Origin of the sequence: uncultured Pseudoteredinibacter sp. (assembly GCF_947502065.1) — a bacterium.
In the GTDB taxonomy this organism is placed as follows: Bacteria; Pseudomonadota; Gammaproteobacteria; order Pseudomonadales; family Cellvibrionaceae; genus Pseudoteredinibacter.
Map to the genome: position 1 here is coordinate 1,569,544 of NZ_CANMYE010000001.1, position 17,871 is coordinate 1,587,414.

General features: G+C 45.1%; 20 protein-coding genes and 3 tRNA genes. 5 read left to right on the plus strand and 18 right to left on the minus strand.

Translation table 11 applies throughout. The annotated features are described in order from the left end of the window. The first annotated feature begins 188 nt into the window (after nucleotides 1-188). Nucleotides 189-1,307 carry a PilT/PilU family type 4a pilus ATPase gene (locus Q1A41_RS06585; protein ID WP_299976061.1) on the plus strand — a complete coding sequence of 373 codons (1,119 nt, stop codon included), beginning with the start codon at nucleotides 189-191 and terminating at the stop codon, nucleotides 1,305-1,307. A gap of 163 nt (nucleotides 1,308-1,470) precedes the next feature. Continuing rightward, a tRNA-Arg gene (locus Q1A41_RS06590) sits at nucleotides 1,471-1,547 on the plus strand. Between the two features lie 580 nt (nucleotides 1,548-2,127). Here the strand turns inward: Q1A41_RS06590 and Q1A41_RS06595 are convergent. From Q1A41_RS06595 to Q1A41_RS06610, 4 genes are all read right to left on the minus strand, one after another. Further along, the gene (locus Q1A41_RS06595; protein WP_299976063.1) at nucleotides 2,128-2,325 is read right to left on the minus strand and encodes a hypothetical protein; all 198 of its coding nucleotides are present in this window, start codon (nucleotides 2,323-2,325) and stop codon (nucleotides 2,128-2,130) included. Nucleotides 2,326-2,469: 144 nt separating this feature from the next. Then, entirely contained in the window at nucleotides 2,470-2,940 is a 471-nt protein-coding gene (locus Q1A41_RS06600; RefSeq protein ID WP_299976065.1) for an RES family NAD+ phosphorylase, read from the minus strand. Then, on the minus strand, nucleotides 2,940-3,458 hold the full coding sequence (locus Q1A41_RS06605; protein ID WP_299976067.1) for an antitoxin Xre/MbcA/ParS toxin-binding domain-containing protein: 519 nt from the start codon (nucleotides 3,456-3,458) through the stop codon (nucleotides 2,940-2,942). Before Q1A41_RS06605 ends, Q1A41_RS06600 begins: the two co-directional genes overlap by 1 nt. Nucleotides 3,459-3,783: 325 nt before the next feature. Further along, a tRNA-Arg gene (locus tag Q1A41_RS06610) sits at nucleotides 3,784-3,860 on the minus strand. A 259-nt stretch (nucleotides 3,861-4,119) separates the two neighbouring features. Here Q1A41_RS06610 and Q1A41_RS06615 point away from each other — a divergent pair. After that, a complete protein-coding gene (locus Q1A41_RS06615; protein ID WP_299976069.1) occupies nucleotides 4,120-4,605 on the plus strand; it encodes a hypothetical protein in 486 nt (161 codons plus the stop codon). A gap of 50 nt (nucleotides 4,606-4,655) precedes the next feature. Here the strand turns inward: Q1A41_RS06615 and Q1A41_RS06620 are convergent, their stop codons facing one another. Together Q1A41_RS06620 and Q1A41_RS06625 are read right to left on the minus strand one after the other, a co-directional pair. Continuing rightward, nucleotides 4,656-6,188 (minus strand): methyl-accepting chemotaxis protein, encoded by a 1,533-nt coding sequence (locus tag Q1A41_RS06620; RefSeq protein ID WP_299976071.1) that lies wholly within the window; start codon nucleotides 6,186-6,188, stop codon nucleotides 4,656-4,658. A gap of 11 nt (nucleotides 6,189-6,199) precedes the next feature. Beyond that, complete coding sequence (locus tag Q1A41_RS06625; RefSeq protein ID WP_299976073.1) at nucleotides 6,200-6,745, minus strand: PAS domain-containing protein; 546 nt, start codon at nucleotides 6,743-6,745, stop codon at nucleotides 6,200-6,202. A 482-nt stretch (nucleotides 6,746-7,227) separates the two neighbouring features. Between Q1A41_RS06625 and Q1A41_RS06630 the strand changes: the two genes are divergently transcribed. Next, nucleotides 7,228-7,791 (plus strand): hypothetical protein, encoded by a 564-nt coding sequence (locus Q1A41_RS06630; protein ID WP_299976075.1) that lies wholly within the window; start codon nucleotides 7,228-7,230, stop codon nucleotides 7,789-7,791. On the opposite strand, the gene Q1A41_RS06635 is transcribed toward Q1A41_RS06630, so the two are convergent. From Q1A41_RS06635 to Q1A41_RS06675, 9 genes are all read right to left on the minus strand, one after another. After that, a complete protein-coding gene (locus Q1A41_RS06635) occupies nucleotides 7,788-8,663 on the minus strand; it encodes a hypothetical protein (RefSeq protein WP_299976077.1) in 876 nt (291 codons plus the stop codon). The two genes, Q1A41_RS06630 and Q1A41_RS06635, sit on opposite strands and share 4 nt — an antisense overlap. A 50-nt stretch (nucleotides 8,664-8,713) precedes the next feature. Then, on the minus strand, nucleotides 8,714-9,226 hold the full coding sequence (gene tadA / locus Q1A41_RS06640; protein ID WP_299976174.1) for a tRNA adenosine(34) deaminase TadA: 513 nt from the start codon (nucleotides 9,224-9,226) through the stop codon (nucleotides 8,714-8,716). 20 nt (nucleotides 9,227-9,246) lie between these two features. Next, the gene (locus tag Q1A41_RS06645) at nucleotides 9,247-9,474 is read right to left on the minus strand and encodes a DUF1653 domain-containing protein (protein WP_299976079.1); all 228 of its coding nucleotides are present in this window, start codon (nucleotides 9,472-9,474) and stop codon (nucleotides 9,247-9,249) included. Between the two features lie 59 nt (nucleotides 9,475-9,533). Further along, entirely contained in the window at nucleotides 9,534-10,457 is a 924-nt protein-coding gene (locus tag Q1A41_RS06650; protein WP_299976081.1) for a crotonase/enoyl-CoA hydratase family protein, read from the minus strand. 155 nt (nucleotides 10,458-10,612) lie between these two features. Continuing rightward, nucleotides 10,613-11,365, minus strand: coding sequence for a hypothetical protein (locus Q1A41_RS06655; RefSeq protein WP_299976083.1), 753 nt, complete (start codon nucleotides 11,363-11,365; stop codon nucleotides 10,613-10,615). Further along, entirely contained in the window at nucleotides 11,358-11,693 is a 336-nt protein-coding gene (locus tag Q1A41_RS06660; RefSeq protein ID WP_299976085.1) for a hypothetical protein, read from the minus strand. The genes Q1A41_RS06655 and Q1A41_RS06660 overlap by 8 nt, the downstream gene beginning before the upstream one ends. 25 nt (nucleotides 11,694-11,718) lie before the next feature. Beyond that, entirely contained in the window at nucleotides 11,719-12,228 is a 510-nt protein-coding gene (locus tag Q1A41_RS06665) for a DUF3592 domain-containing protein (protein WP_299976086.1), read from the minus strand. Between the two features lie 433 nt (nucleotides 12,229-12,661). Further along, nucleotides 12,662-12,749 (minus strand) — tRNA-Ser (locus Q1A41_RS06670). A 67-nt stretch (nucleotides 12,750-12,816) separates the two neighbouring features. Next, the gene (locus tag Q1A41_RS06675; protein WP_299976088.1) at nucleotides 12,817-13,377 is read right to left on the minus strand and encodes a nitroreductase; all 561 of its coding nucleotides are present in this window, start codon (nucleotides 13,375-13,377) and stop codon (nucleotides 12,817-12,819) included. A 319-nt stretch (nucleotides 13,378-13,696) separates the two neighbouring features. On the opposite strand from Q1A41_RS06675, the gene Q1A41_RS06680 reads away from it, so the two are divergent. Then, nucleotides 13,697-15,109 carry an adenylate/guanylate cyclase domain-containing protein gene (locus Q1A41_RS06680; protein ID WP_299976090.1) on the plus strand — a complete coding sequence of 471 codons (1,413 nt, stop codon included), beginning with the start codon at nucleotides 13,697-13,699 and terminating at the stop codon, nucleotides 15,107-15,109. An 88-nt stretch (nucleotides 15,110-15,197) separates the two neighbouring features. On the opposite strand, the gene queF is transcribed toward Q1A41_RS06680, so the two are convergent. From queF to Q1A41_RS06695, 3 genes are all read right to left on the minus strand, one after another. Beyond that, nucleotides 15,198-16,022, minus strand: a complete 825-nt coding sequence (gene queF / locus Q1A41_RS06685) for an NADPH-dependent 7-cyano-7-deazaguanine reductase QueF (protein WP_299976092.1) — start codon at nucleotides 16,020-16,022, stop codon at nucleotides 15,198-15,200. Nucleotides 16,023-16,118: 96 nt separating this feature from the next. Beyond that, nucleotides 16,119-16,892, minus strand: a complete 774-nt coding sequence (locus Q1A41_RS06690; RefSeq protein WP_299976094.1) for an ABC transporter permease — start codon at nucleotides 16,890-16,892, stop codon at nucleotides 16,119-16,121. Continuing rightward, complete coding sequence (locus Q1A41_RS06695; protein ID WP_299976095.1) at nucleotides 16,892-17,818, minus strand: ABC transporter ATP-binding protein; 927 nt, start codon at nucleotides 17,816-17,818, stop codon at nucleotides 16,892-16,894. The genes Q1A41_RS06690 and Q1A41_RS06695 overlap by 1 nt, the downstream gene beginning before the upstream one ends. Between the last annotated feature and the right edge of the window lie 53 nt (nucleotides 17,819-17,871).

Sequence of the window (17,871 nt, forward strand, 5' to 3'; positions counted from 1 at the left end):
ACAGGCCAAATACGCCAATAAGTAGGTATCCACTACCAACCGTAGCAAATTGTCCAATTAATCTACAGCTAAATAAGCTTCAGTGATTAATGCCTATAAATAGTGGGCTTTTATCGAGCTTATGAGTGAATTGCCGCTAAACTGTACAAAGAGAGCTTACATAGCCAAAGACTAGCTAGGACTGCCACATGGAAATGAGCGACTACCTTCAATTTATGGTTGAGCATGGCGCATCGGATTTGTTTTTTAGCACCAATGCACCGGTGATGATCAAGATCGAAGGTCAGATACACCCGGTACAATCTCAGCATACAATGGCCGTTGGCGAAGTAAAAACCCTAGCCTATAGCTTGATGCAAGATCATCACATTCAACGCTTTGAACAGGATTGGGAACTTAACTTTGCGGCCTCCATTAAAGGCCTAGCTCGCTTTCGAATTAACCTGTTGAGACAGCGCGGTGAAGTCGCCATGGTGGTGCGGCATGTGAAAACCGAAATCCCAAGCTTCGCCGAACTACACCTTCCCGCCTCTCTTAAAGAGCTAGTAATGCATCGCCGCGGACTCGTACTAGTAGCCGGCGCAACCGGCTCGGGAAAATCTACCACCATGGCCGCCATGCTGGATTATCGAAATGCCCACCATCACAGCCATATACTCACCATCGAAGACCCAATTGAGTATCTGCACCACTATAAAAGATCCATCGTGAATCAACGAGAAATCGGCAGTGACACCCAAAGCTATGCCAGCGCCTTAAAAAATGCCATGCGCGAAGCACCCGATGTAATTTTGATTGGCGAGATTCGCGACAGCGAAACCATGCATAGCGCCATTACCTATGCTGAAACAGGACATCTATGCCTAGGAACCATTCACGCTGCCAATGCCATTGAAACCTTAGACCGCGTGTTGAACTTCTTTCCTGAAAAACAACATCGACAGCTACGCACCGATTTATCGCGCAACCTAAGAGCCATTGTTTGCCAGCGCCTTCTTATCGGCCTGGATAAAAAACGCTGGCCGGCCTTCGAAATATTGCCAGAATCACCCTATATCAGTGAACTGATCCAAAACGATAAAATTGAAGAAATCGCCGAAGCATTAGAGCGCGGCATGGACATCGGCGCCAGAAATTTTGATGACGATATCTTCGCACTATTCCAAGAAGGAAAAATCAGCGAAGAAGAAGCACTAAGCCATGCCGACTCGCGCCACAATCTAAAAGTAAAAATGCGCCTAAGCCAAAAACAAGAGACAAGCCAATCAGAAATAAGCAACGACCTAGACTGGGACCACAGCCCTTAAACACCCTTTAAATAGAACCAGAACTAGAGCCAAAAACAGAGATAAAATAGAACAAAAAACATCCAACAAATTAACAACAACAAAGAAACAAAGCCAAAGCCTATACAAAACAAAAAAGCACTTGACCCAAACCCCACAACCCCCTATTATTCGCGCCCTCAACGCACTCGTAGCTCAGCTGGATAGAGTACTCGGCTACGAACCGAGCGGTCGAAGGTTCGAATCCTTCCGAGTGCGCCATACAAATAAAAACGCCCCCTTAGGCTAGGCCTAAGGGGGCGTTTTTATTTGTATGGCGTTCTTGGCCGGTAAGAAACTTCGTGGTTCGACCGATTGCGACCAAGCAATCGGGACTGCGCTCAGGAGAGCGCACCCGCAGGGTCAAAATACGCCCAAGCGTATTTTGAGTCCATCCTTCTTAACGATGCACTACCAACTACCAATTACCAATTACCACGGTAATAGGCGTGTAAAAACAAACAATATCAATTCAACAGCCTTCTGTATGAAACCGTATAAAAAATCTCAACATTACGATAACTCCAAAAAAGCTGAAACGGCGCCAAACACAAAACATATAAGTAAGGCCATTCCCAAAAGATAGAACCCAACAACAGTTGCCCCGAAAAACAAACCAACAATTGAATACACAATGTTCATAGCGTGAGCAGATGCGACATATTCTGCACCACAGACCTTGCACACACATGGGTGAAGCTGTGTCGAATAGATCAGATTAAATTTCCCAAGCTCTCCACCACAGCGTATGCAGCTATACATCTAGATCTCTCCAGCCTCCAACTTAAAAATCAAACCCAACTCACTTACCTTCAAACTCAGCGCAAGCGTAAAGATAAAATATCAAAGCCGTAAGCAACGGAGTCAGCCATAAAAAGAAACCAATACTAAATTCCTCGCCATTACCTACACCGTAAAAAAAGTACTTAGTGACGGCGAAAAACAACAAAGCCACAAAACCAACTAAAAAACCACGAATAGCAATGTGCTCAATACTCACTTGATCCTGCACCCATCTACGAGGCAAGATCGCACAGCAAATGAAGTAAATTATAATGATTAGAGTAGCCATTGTTTATTCATACTCTTTTAGAATTTAAGGGGGAGGAATATACGGTGTAAGAACTTCCCGCAAAACCCCACCCTACTTCCGCAACCTAGAATCATACCCAAAAGGCAAAACCTCTCCATACTTAAGCTTGGCAAAATCCGGATGAGCTGGATTAAGTAAATAATTATACTCCCCCATTACCGCCACACTAGGCACTTGAAGAACGACAGAACTTTGCGCATCTACCCAGGCATCACCTGTGGCTTGAACACTAGGCGCCATGGCAGGCTCGGCCCAATCTTTGGGGAGGTCATTAAGATCGATATGTTCTACAAGGGATTCGTCAAAAGAAACCGAGACTTGACGATAGACATTGAGAATATCCGCTCGCCCCAAATGCACCAGAAGCTCCATGGCCGCTTGGGCAAGGCTGCTACCTAAATACACCACCCTAATGCCTTTAGAATTCCAGCGGCCGCCATATAGAAAAGCGCCCTCTCCCGATATCATTTCTGCAACGCTGCTCGAAAATTCTGGGGCTGCAATACGGTAGCCGCTAAGCACTAGCTAAAGACTCCATGACGAAGACGCCCGATTAAATCTTCTACATCTCTGGCGCCAAATTCGGTGCTGGCTCTCTCTAAAGGAGTTTCTCCCTCCAACAAATCAAGAGGCATTCTAAGCCAGGCTATCGCAGCCTCATCGTCACCCTGCATTAAAGCCAGTGCTTGATCCTTCAATTGTGCAAAGCGAATCGCCCGATCAGATTCATCCACTTCAAGCCGGCCACTCTTTTTGCGGCGGGTCATGGTGCTGGGAGGGATCCCCAAAATCTGCGCGACTTCTTTTTGGGAAGCATTAAGGCCGATTTCGAGCTGCTCGATAGCCTTGAAGGACAAACCCTCTTTTAGGCTTTTGCGCACGCCTGCTCGACTAAACTCCTTGATGCCGGAGACTTCCTTGGTCAATGCCCTTACTGGGCGAAGACGGGCCGTGCTAAGCGGCTTGGCCTTGGCCGCAGAAGCCACCTTGGGCTTATTCTTCGCAGGGCCTTTTTTGGGGGATGCTATAGCTGTAGCCATTTGGGCACTCCATAACGTTCATATGGTTTTATTATCGGTTTGAATTTGGGTGCTGTCAAACTTGGTTTTGGGGGGGGCGATTGATCTTTGCTGCTGCGTATCGAGCTTATTGGCTTAGGTGTTTTAGGCTTTGGCTTTGGATTTTGGAGAAGGATGGACTCAAAACACGCTTAGGCGTGTTTTGACCCTGCGGGTGCGCACTCCTGTGCGCAGTCCCGATTGCTGGCCGCAATCGGTCGAACCACGAAGATTCTTACCAGCCAAGAACGCCATACAAATAAAAACGCCCCCTTAGGTTGGGCCTAAGGGGGCGTTTTTATTTGTATGGCGCACTCGGAAGGATTCGAACCTTCGACCGCTCGGTTCGTAGCCGAGTACTCTATCCAGCTGAGCTACGAGTGCGTTGAGGCGCGTATAATAGGGATGCGCACCTATCGAGTCAAGCCGTTTTTTAAAAAAATGTCACAATTACGCTTAGGCTCTATTTACTCCGCTGCTATTTTAATCAGTAGCTGCCAACGTTGATTAAACTCCTTTAAAAACAAGCACTTCCTAACTAGCTTCATTCTAATCACAGCAACTGTTTTAAAAGCGTTGACAGTTCTTAATACGAGCAATACACTAATGATAACGATTATCATTTACTAAGCCGAAGCTAAACATGAATGCTATTTGTCCATCACATCAACAAGCGCTAATCCAAAACCCAAAACAAGCGCTTTCCGCCTGCCGTAAGCTTATCGATGAGGGGACTAAGTGCCATCAAGCGGCTGAGTATGGTGAATCTTGCCATCGCTTTCAGGCCGGGGTGGAAATCTGCCAAATGATCTTGTCCCACTCCCCCAACCCAGCAATGGTGGCATTACGAGTGATTGCTGGGCACAATCTTTCGGCTTCTTATGTTGCGCTTGGCAATAATCATTACGCCGAAACAGCTCTGCACAATGTGCACAATGAGATTTGTGCGCTATGTCAGGATTCTAGCCAGCAGCGTTGCATTCGACTTGAGGCACTAAGCCAATTACAAACTACTCTATTCTCTTTAACATCACAGCTTGGCCATATGGGTAAAAGTGAAGAACTGCACGAGACCATTACTGAGGCAGAAGCGATAGCCGAGCACACGGCCCAGCAACTTTTTCACTAACAAAAAAGCGAGCCTTTAGAGCTCGCTTTTTGGTGAATCCAGCTTTCCAGTTAGGATGCTTGCTTCTCATCCATCATGTCGTCAATGCGCTTTAGAATTAAATCACTTTCGCTTTCAGCAAGCTTCATGTTATCGATAATTTTCTGTCTAAGCTCAGGCACAAATCGCCAGTTGGCATCTCGCAATTCAACCGCTTCTTGCACAGCCAAATGAACAGCAGCATGTGGTGCCTCTAAGGCTTTATAGGCGTGAGTGTGGCTAAAGCTCTTTGAGCCGTCACCTTCGTAATACCAGCGCCCCATTCGACAGCTGGTGTGATCGATGGATATTGCCGCAATTTCATCGCTGCGCTCACTGGAATCATCAAGTGCTAAATAACCGTTTTGTTTAAAAATAATATGATCAAGTTTTGCCAAGGTACCAAAGGTTCTGTCTTTGGCATTGGTAACGTAACGGCGAGTCGTTTCGGCAGAATCAGAAAAATCACTAAAACGATGTTTAAATTCTTCCACCTGCTGACTGATTTGATTAGCGGAGCTGCTCGAGGTCTCGGCCTTACTCACCATATCTTGAACACGAGAGCTAAAACCACCCATGGTAGAAGAAACTTCAATGGCAGCTTCTTTAGTACGATTCGAAAGCGCTTTTACTTCTTCGGCCACCACCGCAAAACCACGCCCCTGCTCTCCAGCACGAGCCGCTTCAATGGCCGCATTCAAAGCCAATAGGCTGGTTTGATCGGCAATTTCAGTAATAATTGATAAAGACGCTGAAACTTTTTCACTGTCCTCACCCAAGGCTTTAACCACCTCGGCCACTTCTTGAATACTGCTATTAATCTCGGTTAGCTGGCTCGCCATCTTATCAACTTCTTGCTGACTCTCCCGCGCCGCCTCACCACTGGTATTTGCAATGGTCTCCACCTCATAAACTTCACGAGAAATTCTATCCAGATCGGCCTGGTTGGTTTTTAGATTTCTAATTAAATTTACGGTATTGAGGTTATGTAGTTCGGAGTGCAATTCGTTGGCAGCCAACAAATCCATGCCCTCTTTCATACGATCAATCGATAAATTAATCGAGCATAGAGAGTTTCTTAACTGGCCGGGCAATCCCTTATACAAGGCTTTACGATCGTAAGACCCTTGTGCTACGTAGTTAAAGCAGCTATTTACTTCCTTAAAATAGGATTCAATACGATCTAATAAATCGTTTAGCTCCCAAGCCACTAGGCCTAACTCACCCATACCTTTTGTACGAACAATGCGCCTGTAAAAAGAGCCTTGATTCGCTGATTTAATAGTACCCTGTACAGCCTCAATTAGGTTAAATATTTGCTTGGATGACTGGTGGATCCACAATGAAAAAACTAAGCTAAGGATTGGTGCCAACAACAACCACCATGCTGGTTCTAATAAAATAAATGCTAAGCCATTACTGATCCAAACTAAAGCAAGCACCGCCCAAACTGCGATTTGTATACGGGTTCTAAAAAACGGAATCTGGCTACTAATTGTATTATTTCTGCTCGCCGCTTTAGATTTGAATTCTGGTTTTTGATTCACATTCGCACCATCTTGCATAACATTGCCTCCTATGCTGCATCCAAGCTTTGCATAAACTGAATATAGGTTTGATTCTGTTCGGCAATATGGTCTTGTAGAATTTTTATTGAGCGATCCGGTGCCGTTTTTCGATCACCTTCAGCCTCAACTGCCAGCATCTTTTCGTAAACAGCTTCAATAGTTGCTATGGCGCCCGGTGCGGGCTTACGACGCACTGAATAGTACCCACGTAAATTTTCACGCTCATCAAAATCAGGCGTTACATTAGCAAACACCCAATAATAGGCCCCGGACTTACACAGGTTTTTTACGTAACCAAAGAATTCCCGGTTAGCTTTTAGCTCTTGCCACAACAACTTGAAGACACCACGCGGCATATCGGGGTGCCTGATAATATTGTGCTGCTGCCCTAAAAGCTCATCCTCAACAAAACCCGATACCTCCATAAAGGTGCGGTTTATATAGGTCAAACGCCCGGTAGTGTCGGTTTTACTCACAATAAAGCCGTCTTCGGCGACATGCACTTCCTTGTCTATAGGCTTAATGAGCCTTTGCTTTGATGATTTCTTTTCCAAATTTCCTGCCCCAAACACGCACTGCTATTTGCATCCTGCGATCATTCGCGTACAAGCCTGCAATTAAATGCCACCTGTCATTATTTACAAAAAATCGCTTCCTAACCCTATATCGACCAAGGTTATTACGGCTTGAGACTACTTAAGTATGGATTAGGCCACTTTTGTCAGGTGAATCATCAATCAGGCTAATATATTGATGCATATCAACTTTTATATTCTATTTAATGGCTTTTTCACCCCAGCCGAGCTCCCAGCACGCCCCCTTCACGGCACATATTTCAGTCAATTATATTGACCCAACAATATTGTGTGAGCCAGTAGGCAGCTCGCTATAACGCTTTAATACCAATAAAGTATTAAATATCTATAGAGCCACAAGGTAAGCTTTAGCTCTATCGAGCCAAGGCTCGCTACACAACAGGCTTTATTAACCACAACCCGGCAAGCTTTTCCGCGCCACAACTGACGGGAGAAGAACTATGCTGCTTCGCAAGCAACTCGAATCCATAAGCCAGGCACACCCTAGACATCAACAATGGGCGTATCTAGAACGGCTGGCGCAATACAATAAGCACAAAATTCGCCCAGTTGCCGATCCTTGGCCCCAAAGCAATTACACCTGCTTGGTATATGCTTTAGGGCTTTGTAAATCTCGGGTTTACCAGCAAATTGTTGCCCGCAATGAAGACGTATTTGCTGGCCCAGAGTTTGCCCAGTACCTAATTAGCCAATCGGCTATTAAGCGCAGCAAACATCCTCAAGTTGGAGACCTAGTCTTATACTGCAGTGGTAGTGACGAAGATAAAGCCGTCTATCACGCAGGAGTACTTCAAGAAGATGGACTGGTAATTTCTAAATGGGGGCTTGGCGGCCTATGGCAACACGGCCTCTATGAAATACCTTCGAGTTACGGCAAAAATGTGAATTACTTTGATGCGGTAGATTCAGAGCGAATGCTCAATTGGTTCTTAAAATATGCACGCAGCCGAGGGGCAGACAATGCCCGCCCCCGATTTAATATTCAGAGCCTTAAGGAAGCCTAAGGCGCCATTGCCATATGGAAATCTTTTGTGGCCTCTTCATTACCCGAAGGGGTCATTTCAAAGCGCCCGATATAATAGCCATCATTCGGATTTACAAACAGCTCAGCGGTATAGCTGCCACTGCTGCCTGAGCAGTTAAAACTTCCCTGTGTTTCAACCCTGTTGTAAAAAAACTCGATACTTCCTGTGTAATCACAATCACCCAGGTTTGTGCCTTGACGCCGCATAAAGAAATTATCTTCGCCAATCTCAAAAGTAAACTCGGTTGCATCTAAGGCGCCATGGCCTCTATCTGGGCGAGCGGGGTCATAACCTCTGGCATGACCAAAAAAAGTTCGATTAAAATCAGAAACCATGCGACTTGGGTTAACCAAGTTTCGAAAAGATCGAGAAACTGTGAAAGACTGTTTAGAAGCTTGCCACTGAAGCTCAAGTGCATCGCCAGCCTTGGGGAAATCTATTGCATATTCTGTATGTTCTTGCTGCGGTACAAACTCTGTATCAGCGCTTGGGCGCACTGTTGAAAATTGACGCTCCTGCCAAACTTCACCGTCAACTTTAACAACGATGGTATGCTCACCATCACTTAGCGAACCGTAATTAACCAATAATGAAAAGCCTGTTTCTATATGGCCGCAACGGGCTTGCGTGTCGCTACGCTGGGTACCTAACCCCGCTTTTCCTAATGAATTACCATCGATTTCAATTTCAATTTCGGCCGCATTGCAGTGCCAGCCACTAATAGCGCTGATACCTGACTCAACACCATTTGCAGCCGGATTTTCTAAATTTCCTTGGGCTGCACTTAAGGAACTTCCTAAAAAAAACACGCCAGCAACGAGAAGCGATTTAGCCAATCTATAAAAGCTCATGGTATAACTCCTTGAATAGTAAAATGTATATTCCTTTAATCGCTAGATAACTAACTTTTTAATTTCGCCGCTTTTTTCTCTTTCCTGCGGCGTTTAAAGAATGCCGAGAGCTGCTCACTGGCTTCTTGCGCCAAAACGCCGCCCACACAGCTCACGCGGTGATTAAGGTAATCGCTGCCTAGAAAGTTAGCCTGGGATTCGATAGCCCCCGCTTTAGGCTCACTCGCGCCATATATTAACCTCTCCACACGAGCATGCACTAGTGCGCCAGCGCACATACTGCAAGGTTCCAAACTAACGTATAGGCTTGTATTAGAAAGGCGATAGTTCTTAAGCTTTTCTCCACCCTCTCTTAGTACCAGGATTTCAGCATGGGCACAGGGGTCACAGCGACCAATCGGTTGATTGAAGGCTTCGGCTAGCAAGCGGTTGTTTTGTACCAACACCGCGCCCACAGGTACCTCACCGAGCTGGGCACCTTGCTCTGCCAGACGCAAGCAGTAACGCATCCAGTATTGATCTTGCTCCTGCTGGCTTAGGCTATGTAATTCCTCCGGGCTCAATAATTCGATCACCGCTACACTCACATGCTTGAGCTATCGCCTTGCACTAAAGCAAAACGAGGAACTTCCTGGCCATTATATTCAACGGTTTCGGTGAACATCGATAGTGGGCGTACCCATAAACTGAAGTCCCCGTATAGACAGCGGTAGACCACTAATGGCTCTTCGGTTTCGCTGTGCTTAGCAACAGACTCTACCCAGTAATCTTGACCTTTGTAATGGCGATACACACCACGCGCAATAGACATATGACCTCCTCAAAGAAGGCCATTATACGCTGCTTACTTTCATCCAGAGAAGTGGCTTTTTAGTTGTCGGCCTGCCAAGGAAAGAAGTCCGGCATATCCGTAGAAACTTTCGCTGAAAACTTAGCCGGACGCTTCTCCCAAAATGCATTAATCCCTTCTTTTCCGTCAACTAAGCTCTGGTAAAATATCGCTAAAGAATCAACCTTATGGGCCGCAGCCGGATGATCTGCCGCCGATAAGCGGTACATCATTTGACGAGATAAAGCGATGGCAACAGGAGAGGTATTATCCGCGATTCGTCTGGCGATTTTATAAGCGGCTGCCAGCAAATCATCGGGCTCATGTATAGATTTTACAAAGCCACCACTTTTCGCTTCTTCGGCGTCAAAAATCTCGGCGGTGTAAACCCATTCTAAAGCTTGCGAAATGCCAACAATTTTTGGCAAAAACCAAGCCGAGCAAGCCTCAGGGGTAATACCCAGCTTAGTAAATACAAAGCCGACTTTTGCTTTTGAGGAGGCAAGGCGAATATCCATGGCGCAGGTCATAGTGGCACCAATCCCAATCGCTGGGCCGTTAATAGCCGCGATGACAGGCTTAGTGCAGTTATAGATAGCCAGAGTGACTGTGCCCCCCGAATCTCTAATGCCAGGCTCAACTTTATCGAGATCTTGAATATCCTCTAAACTAGGCTCCAGCTCCTCATCCAAGCCAAAGGCATTACCATCACTATTGAGCTTCATGCCTGCACAAAAACCACGACCAGCACCGGTTACTACTACCGCCCTAACCTCATCATCTTTACTGGCTCTATCAAAAGCATCAATTAGCTCTTCGGCCATTTCAATAGTAAAAGCATTGAGCTCATCAGGACGATTAAGTGTAATAGTAAGAATGTTATCTTTAATGTCATAGATAATGGCTTGGTAGTTCATTGCTGCTCCCATGATGGCAATATACATGATCGGTATATGGCCTAGCATAAAAGACAATGGCCTTTAGGATAAGGTGAAAATGCTAAATTGGCGGGAATCAACAAGAATTGGCCGGTATTGGCCTACTCCCCCAATTTTAGGCTGGCCATAAAAGCGAAGATTTGAGGCGCAAAAGTTAAGAATCAAATCAACGCGAGAAGCTTTTAAAGATTAAAATATTGGTATCGATACTCTTGATAGCGCGCACTATCAAGCCAGCTAGCCTCTTCTTTGATATCCGCATATTGTTTGCGCCAGATTTGTACTCGCCCTCGGCAGTCTTTTGGGTCTATTTCTCGCTCTACCAAAAAATCCTTAACAGCTTTAGCTTCTACTCGAACGACACCATGGCGCAACTGATGTTTTGAAAGGGAATAACTAAAGTCATTAAGATATTCAAAAGCTCCGCTTTCTGACATTCTACAGGCCAGTTGAATTTGCCCAGTGTCTGCAGCAGGAATAGATCGCCACTTAGCTTCTACAAAATAGCTTTTATCTTCTACCGGCGTTAAAGCAAGATCAATTCTAGGTAAAACTTTCACAACAGCTTCATGCAAAAACTCGCCGGCCCTACACAAGCCAACGGTTAAACTACCTTGCGTAGAAACCCTGGCTACATAGCTTTTGCCACCGATAAAGTTACTCAATTTATTTTGTTCAGCCCCAAGTCGAATCAAGCCTTCATGGGTTTTTACATAAAAATAGTCGTTTTCCTGCAAAGCAACACGATTAGGAAACACAGTGCTTTCACTCATGCTCGCTGTAACTCGTAAAGACCCCTCAGCACTTGGACTTACACTGTAACGCAGTAAATAGTGATTTGGCACACCCTTAACTTCAATGCAAGACTGCAGAAGAAAGCTTAAGCCCAGTGCCAATATTATCTTCTTTGAGCTGTCTTGATAGCGCTTAATCATCGTCAACAGCCTCTTGCAAGCTGCTTTGATTGTCATGCTTATTTTGCCGCTGTTTTTCTAGCTTTTTACGATAGGTACTTTTTCGCCGCTTTGTGGGAGAGAAAATCAGCTTAAACAACCATATAAAAAAACCCAGCACAATTAATGAACTAGCGACGACAAACAACCAAACAGAGCCCCCAAGGCCTGAAGAGCTGCCCCCTTGCATATCATATGTTTCTTGCAAGCCTGGAACATCACCCTCAGCAATAAGCTCTGTAGAAAATAAACCAGCAGCCAACAAGATAAAGCTAAAAGTGGTAATCAATACAATAATTTGTCTTTTCATTTTTATACTATAGCGCCATTATGATTTACCGGTTTTCAAAAATAAGGCCTTGCAGCCTGCGATAATTCAGCCAAGCCTTAAGAAACAGAATGGAACTGCCTAGTAACAAAATAATCATTGAGCCGAATACAAATGCCACCTGGTAAATATTTGTTGCATAAAGCCGGCCATCTTTGGCATTCGAAGAATCAAAATAAACCCTTATTGAAGTGCCTATTGGAGCTGGGTAATCAAGCCTAGCTAAAGATTGGTATTCAATTCCTTTAAAAGTGTATTTATAAGTAACTCGCCATTTGGAGAACTCCACACCCGTTCCTGACTGTCGATAACTCTCCCCCTCCAAGCCGACAACTTCACCAAGCACTACTTCATTCAAAGACAAGCTGTGCCACTGCGATTCAATACCTTTTGCACCACCAAAGCCAAAATACAGAAATACCGTGAGTAATGAGAGCCCAGCCGCCACTCCTAGCTGCCAGGTGTAACGATTTTTTAGAAAATTCCTTTGTTGCCTTTGCTTAGGATTTAGAGCCATTTGATTTCCCTTTTGAATGGCTGGTGTGGGATTAACACGTAGAGATTAGAGCTTTGCAGCTAAGTCAGCGGGTGTATATCGCTAGAAATGGTTTATGGCTGACTTGCTTGTTGTATAGAAAGGAGGGTTGTGTGGGCCAAGTTAATAAACGAAGTGGCTGATAAAAGGAATTAAGGGTGCCTGCTTTAGGGCCCACTATTAAACCCGGGGTCAGAACCCACGGGTTCTGACCCCACGCTAAGCCAAGCATATACAATAAGCCCCAGGGCTTTCGTTGGCCTAATGAATAAAGAAACACTGACACAAGGGATTAACGAGCCAGCGATAAAGCTCACTACAAACCCGGGGTCAGAACCCATGGGTTCTGACCCCACTCGAAGCCAAGCACATACAAAAAAGCCCCAGCGCTTTCGCGCTAGGGCTTTTTTGTATATGGCGGAGAGGGAGGGATTCGAACCCTCGGTACGTTGCCGTACACACACTTTCCAGGCGTGCTCCTTCGACCACTCGGACACCTCTCCACAGGAAACAGATGGGCTCTGTTTCAAGAGGGCGCAACTGTACACAAAAGCTCTTTGGGATGCAATCTTAGTTGGGCCAATTTTGAAAAAAATCAGGCACTTGCAGCTCTGGTGCGCTGCGCTTTGGTATTTGTGGAGTTCCCATATAAACGAAGCCCACAATTTCTTCATTGACTTGTAACCCCAGGCCATCTTTAACCACTTGGTGGAAAGCCATATCACCACTGCGCCAATAGGCACCGACTCCAAGAGCAAAGGCCGCAGTGATCATATTTTGAACGGAAGCTGCCGCCGCCATTAGCTGCTCTTCTCTGGGTACCTTAGGGTGCTCTATGATATTTGCAATGGCAACGTATAGACAGGGTGCCCGTAATGGCATTTTTAAAAAACGCTCTTTTTGCGACTCGTCCAATCCAGGCTTATCGAGCAGCGCCGCTTTTAAATAAAGCTCACCCAAAGACTTCAAACCTTCATCACTAATGTACAAATAACGCCAAGGTCTTAAATTACCGTGGTCTGCCGCCCGAAGAGCGGCGGCCTCAATATCTGCGCGCTGCTCCTGGGTCGGCCCAGGGGCTTGTAATTTACCGTGTGAGATTCGATTTTTTAGGGCATCTAAAGCTTGCATATTGTATATATTTCAGTCAGATAGAGAATATTTTTAATAAAATACACAAATGCTCATCAAAAAGCGAAGCGAAAGCATATTCTTCTAATCAATTGTACTACGAACCGAGAAAATATACGCCATAAAGACCAAACAGGCGCTAATTTGTGAAATATACATCTATATTATGTAGTAATTGAGCTTATTAGTGAGCTTTATGCATTAAGCTCTTCCATTCCAGCATTAAAAAGACGATGATAGCTGGGTTTTGTGATCTACTACACATTATCCGAGACCCAACTACAATTAACACAAGATGCCAAAGTAGTTTTCGCGCTTGATGAATAAAACAACGGAATTTGCTAACAGCACCAGTAATCAGGCTCAGGAATTGCCTGAATACCCTTTATATTTCAGGATTTTACTGTGCTTCTCAATGATCGGAACCTTAGCGACTGGTTTACAGTGGCCTGAGGTCGATTATTTGCGCTCGGGTGCCATTATTGGTCTACTCGCCTATCTCTATGCCACTTACAGTCTACAAAAGCGACTAAGGGACGACACCAACCCTCCCCTATCTGTCATTCTAGGTACATTAGACAGCTTCTTTATGGGCGCCTGTATTGGCATTATTGAGCTGAGCCTTTTACCCGCCATACTCTTTTGGATTCTCATTCAATTTAATGCCATTACCAGTGGCGGACAACAAAAATGGCTTAGAGATAATATTGCCTATTTTGTGGGCTTAGGGCTGGTATTGCTGATAAGAGAGCCAGACTGGTCGGTTAGCGGACGCCTAGAAATGGGGGTTGCAGGGCTTATCGGGATTGCAGCCTACTTTTGCGCCTACGGGGTTTACACTAAGAAGCGCCTAGAGTCCTTGGACTTTGAGCATCAAAAGCTACTAAAAGATCAGACTACCCACAAGTTGCGCTCATATCAGCTATCTCGCTATTTACCACCACCGGTTTGGAAGGCCATTAACAGAGAAAACAGCAAGCCGCCTCCAACCCAGCGTAAAAAGCTAACCTGCTTTTTTTCTGACATCAAAGACTTCTCTGTTCTGGCGGAAGAACTTGAAGCCGAAACCCTAACCGATTTGCTTAACAACTATCTTACCGAAATGTCGAAGATTGTTGAGGAGCATGGCGGCACCATTGATAAGTTTATGGGCGATGCCATTATGGTGTTGTTTGGTGATAACGATAGTAAGGGTGCCAAAGCCGATTGCCGCCGCTGTCTTGCTATGGCGATCGCAATGCGTAAGCGAATGAAGGTTTTGCAACAACAGTGGCGCAATCAGGGTATTAGCCGCCCCTTAAGCATTCGTATGGGCATTAATACCGGTTACTGCACTGTTGGCACCTTCGGTACTCGCCATCACTTGGATTACACCGCTCTTGGTGCCCATGTAAACTTGGCAAGCCGCCTAGAATCTGCAGCCTCTCCTGGTGAAATCCTAATCACCCATGAATCTTGGTCACTGATTAAAGACGTTGTTTTATGCCAGGACAAGGGTGAAATTACCGTTAAAGGTTTCAGTCACCCTATTAAGGTGTATCAGGTTATCGACTTGCGTAAAAACCTAGGTAAGCAACAAAATTATATCGAAGAGAATACCGAAGGCTTTGCCATGCACCTAGACATGGACAAGCTAAGAAATTACGATCGCGAGAGAATTATTAAGACGCTAGAAAGTGCAGTCACTACACTTAAGGGGCAAGACATTATCAGCATCAAGAAAGACCTGTAGTTCATTGGCAAAAAACTCCCCCCGCTAGCACAGCTTGTTTTTCTATTTCTTGTTTTTTGCCCTTCTTCTCAAAGTCACAATACAGCCATTACTGCCTAACTAAACGCGAGGCGATCTCTAAGGCATCATGCGCCTCATTTAAACTGTGCCGCAGTGGATTGATATCCAAGCCGCCTCGGCGTGTGTATCGCGCATAGACCATCAAAGAGCTAGGCTGGCAACGCTCCATAATGTCGCAATAGATACGCTCAACACAGTTCTCATGAAAGTCTTGATGATCGCGAAAAGATACAACATAGCGCAGTAACCCTTCAGCACAAATTTGCTTGCCTGAATAACTCACAATCAAAGTTGCCCAATCAGGTTGCGCGGTTACCGGGCAATTGGATTTAAGCAAGTCACTGTAAAGTGTCTCACTGCGCTCCTCCTCCAATGTATTCAGTAAGTTGGCATTGGGCTGATAATCTGTGATTTTTACCTCTTGCTGATCAATACAGCTGCCACGAGGCCGCTGTACACCCGTTGCTGCAAACTGGTCTAAGCCTTCAAGATCCACCAAAACTGGAACACCAGCCGCCACCTTAAGATCGGATTCCAAGGTAGCTAGAACTTCGGAGCGATTATTGAAACGAGTTTGATTAAAAGAGTTTAGATACAACTTAAAGGACTTTGACTCAATAATATTGGGGGAATCGGCAGGTATCGCAAAAACTGCAATAGCTTGTTGAGGCAAACCATTGTGGTTTAACCAAGAAACCTCATAGGCTGTCCATATATCGACACCCGCAAAAGGCAGCTGTTGCTGGTCGATCGCTAAACTCTCGCGCGCAAGGCTCCTAGGAATAGGATCCAAAAGCGACGGCGTGTAAACTGAAATGTACTCAGTGTGCTTACCCAGTTGTAAATGATCCACAATAGACTCTTCAATTATTTTCTTAAGTAAGACTGCAACTTGAAATTAAACTCGCTGCTGTTTATAAACCTTGATTAATCTCGCGCGCTAAATGCATTAGGAGCGCAAGCGCTTTCCTGACTCCAGTAAATACATGGAGATCGTCGCCAGCACGACAATAAATGCCATTACACCCATAAATGCATAATGCACCTGAATATCTGTTACACCTAAGATGCCATATCGGAACACATTAACCATATACAAAATAGGGTTCAGCAGAGAAACACCCTGCCAAAACTCTGGCAACAAGCTTATCGAATAAAAGACACCACCCAAATAGGTAAGAGGTGTGAGGATAAAAGTGGGCACAATAGAGATATCATCAAAGGAGTTTGCGAATACCGCATTGATAAACCCCATTAATGAAAATAAAACAGACGTTAAAAATACAATGGCCACTGTTATCGCCAAGTTTTGAACTTGTAGCTTAGTAAATAACAATGACATTAAGGTCACCAAGAAACCAACAGCGAGCCCGCGGGCTACCCCGCCCAAGACATAGCCGATCAAGATGATGTAATTAGGTGTTGGTGAAACCAGTATTTCCTCGATACTGTGCTGAAACTTTGCACTATAAAATGACGACACCACATTAGAATAGGAGTTGGTAATAACCGACATCATAATCAAACCCGGTACAACAAACTCCATATAGCTGAAGCCACCCATCTCGCCAATACGGCTACCAATTAAGGTACCGAAAATCACAAAGTATAAGGACATGGTAATAACTGGTGGCAAAAGGGTTTGCACCCAGATACGAGAGAAGCGATGTATCTCTTTATTGAGTATCGTTTGTAAAGCGACCCATTGTTGTTGTAGCGTCATTAGCCTTCTCCTCCATTTTTACTCACCATGGAGACGAATAATTCTTCTAGCCTATTCGCCTTATTTCTCATACTCAACACTTCAACACCCTGCTCTTGCAGCGCTAAAAATACGGGGTTGAGAGACTGCCCCTTCTCAACTTCAATCTCGATACTGTGATCTTCTATCAATTGGCAATGGTAGCCTTTTAATTCAGGAAGCTGGCTTAGCGCCTCTTTAGTATCAAGTACGAAGTGCTCTTTATTAAGGGTTTTGAGCAAGGCTTTAACGCTAGTATTTTCAACGATTTCGCCATGATTAATAATGGCAATGTTTCTACACAGGCTCTCAGCCTCTTCTAAATAATGGGTTGTTAAAATTATGGTGGTACCAGCCTCATTAATTTCCTTAAGAAACTCCCACATCGATCGGCGCAGTTCAATATCAACGCCAGCGGTTGGCTCATCTAGGATTAATAAGCGCGGCTTATGAATCAAAGCACGCACGATCATCAAGCGACGCTTCATGCCGCCAGACAGCATTCGGGCTTGATCATTCCTCTTTTCCCATAAGCCCAGCTTGCGTAAATACTCTTCAGCTCGCTCCTTAGCCAGCTCTCTAGGCATGCCATAATAGCCCGCTTGATTCAGCACGATGCGCCAAGGGGTTTCAAATTGGCTGAAGTTGAACTCTTGAGGAACAATACCCAACTCTTGCTTAGCCAGAGAAAAATCTTGGTCGATATCATGACCAAAAACACTTACCTTTCCAGCTGTTTTTCTAACCAAAGAGCAGATCACCCCAATGGTAGTAGATTTGCCTGCCCCATTGGGGCCTAGCAAGGCAAAAAAATCGCCTTCTTCAACAGACAGGTCAATTCCCTTCAGCGCCTGAAAGTCATTGCCATAAACTTTTTGCAAACCTTTAATATCTAGGGCCTTGCCCATATAAAGCTCCTTAATGCAGGCCGCTTAACAGCCTTTAGGTAAGAAGGGGTATA

Bases quoted from the DNA above. Each gene is read 5' to 3' on its own strand.
- Q1A41_RS06585 (WP_299976061.1), top strand. From the start codon at position 189: ATGGAAATGAGCGACTACCTTCAATTTATGGTTGAGCATGGCGCATCG.
- Q1A41_RS06605 (WP_299976067.1), bottom strand. From the start codon at position 3,458: ATGGCTACAGCTATAGCATCCCCCAAAAAAGGCCCTGCGAAGAATAAG.
- Q1A41_RS06615 (WP_299976069.1), top strand. From the start codon at position 4,120: ATGAATGCTATTTGTCCATCACATCAACAAGCGCTAATCCAAAACCCA.
- Q1A41_RS06620 (WP_299976071.1), bottom strand. From the start codon at position 6,188: ATGCAAGATGGTGCGAATGTGAATCAAAAACCAGAATTCAAATCTAAA.
- Q1A41_RS06630 (WP_299976075.1), top strand. From the start codon at position 7,228: ATGCTGCTTCGCAAGCAACTCGAATCCATAAGCCAGGCACACCCTAGA.
- Q1A41_RS06635 (WP_299976077.1), bottom strand. From the start codon at position 8,663: ATGAGCTTTTATAGATTGGCTAAATCGCTTCTCGTTGCTGGCGTGTTT.
- Q1A41_RS06645 (WP_299976079.1), bottom strand. From the start codon at position 9,474: ATGTCTATTGCGCGTGGTGTGTATCGCCATTACAAAGGTCAAGATTAC.
- Q1A41_RS06650 (WP_299976081.1), bottom strand. From the start codon at position 10,457: ATGCTAGGCCATATACCGATCATGTATATTGCCATCATGGGAGCAGCA.
- Q1A41_RS06655 (WP_299976083.1), bottom strand. From the start codon at position 11,365: ATGATTAAGCGCTATCAAGACAGCTCAAAGAAGATAATATTGGCACTG.
- Q1A41_RS06660 (WP_299976085.1), bottom strand. From the start codon at position 11,693: ATGAAAAGACAAATTATTGTATTGATTACCACTTTTAGCTTTATCTTG.
- Q1A41_RS06665 (WP_299976086.1), bottom strand. From the start codon at position 12,228: ATGGCTCTAAATCCTAAGCAAAGGCAACAAAGGAATTTTCTAAAAAAT.
- Q1A41_RS06675 (WP_299976088.1), bottom strand. From the start codon at position 13,377: ATGCAAGCTTTAGATGCCCTAAAAAATCGAATCTCACACGGTAAATTA.
- Q1A41_RS06680 (WP_299976090.1), top strand. From the start codon at position 13,697: ATGAATAAAACAACGGAATTTGCTAACAGCACCAGTAATCAGGCTCAG.
- Q1A41_RS06690 (WP_299976094.1), bottom strand. From the start codon at position 16,892: ATGACGCTACAACAACAATGGGTCGCTTTACAAACGATACTCAATAAA.
- Q1A41_RS06695 (WP_299976095.1), bottom strand. From the start codon at position 17,818: ATGGGCAAGGCCCTAGATATTAAAGGTTTGCAAAAAGTTTATGGCAAT.